Annotated in this window: 1 protein-coding gene; it reads right to left on the reverse strand. The window is 57.0% G+C overall.

The features are described from left to right. Positions 1-33: 33 nt before the first annotated feature. Positions 34-858, reverse strand: a complete 825-nt coding sequence (locus FYC77_RS19995) for a transposase (protein WP_149083247.1) — start codon at positions 856-858, stop codon at positions 34-36. Positions 859-935 lie beyond the last annotated feature (77 nt).

Consider the following 935-nt stretch of genomic DNA (forward strand, 5'->3'; position numbering starts at 1 on the left):
CTGCTCTATTGAAAACGCCATACGGCACTGGAATTAGAGCGTTTCACTGAGGCTTTCGATGTTGTGAACAGCAAACATGAGGACGATCTCACGGAACTGTCTGTACCAACCGAGTGAGCGTAGCTCAGACCCCAACGACCGCTTCGTCGAGGAGTACGACGTTTCAGCCATCCACCGTTGCGTGTATCCATTCGAGCGGATCAACGTATTGTGAAGAACTGGGCCGAGCGTCGAGCCACTTCGCAAGAGAAGTGGCTCGATGCTCTCAGCCATGTATTCGTAGCGTATCGGCCAGTTATGAAACGCCTTATCAGCCGCCACAGAGACCAGCTCGTCCGCATTTCGGCGGACGAGCTTCCGGCCAAGTATCGTGTCGTGACGCCATTTGGCCGAACAGTGAACGTCGAGCACTGCCAACGAGTCCGTATCCGTCAACGTCGTCACTTTGAGCGTCTGGATCGTACGATCGGCGCGTTTGAGGTAGTAGTGTGAGGCGTGCCCTCGTTCGAAGAACGTGCTGTCGAGGGCAGCGTGCCCAGAATTCGGGTGTTGCTGCGCGGAGACGCGCAGCAACGCCCGCCAGACGCGCATCGCGTATCGATCGAACGAATGCCAGAACGTCGTTGGATCGGGCAGGGCTTCCGGTAACAATCCCAGTAGCTCGCAGATCCCTGGCATGAGACGGAGCCGATCGATGACTTCCGGAAACGTCCAGCCTTCTTCGACTCGTAAGCAGTGAACGACGACGTGGACCCAGCGGGGAAGCCCGCCGGAGGCGGGTTTCCCCGCGTGTGACCCAAACGCTTGTTTAGCTAGGCGTCGACAGTTTTGAGCGAAGTCGAGGAGGTTGATCGCCATAATCTCCTTTCCTCGGCTTCAGCTTGTTACCAAGCACAGCCTAGCCTCGCCGCTGTCGTCCATTTTCAATAGAGCAG

Source organism: Natrialba swarupiae (assembly GCF_008245225.1).
GTDB lineage: Archaea > Halobacteriota > Halobacteria > Halobacteriales > Natrialbaceae > Natrarchaeobius > Natrarchaeobius swarupiae.

Coding starts and splice junctions, on each gene's coding strand:
- FYC77_RS19995 (WP_149083247.1), bottom strand. CDS start 858: ATGGCGATCAACCTCCTCGACTTCGCTCAAAACTGTCGACGCCTAGCT.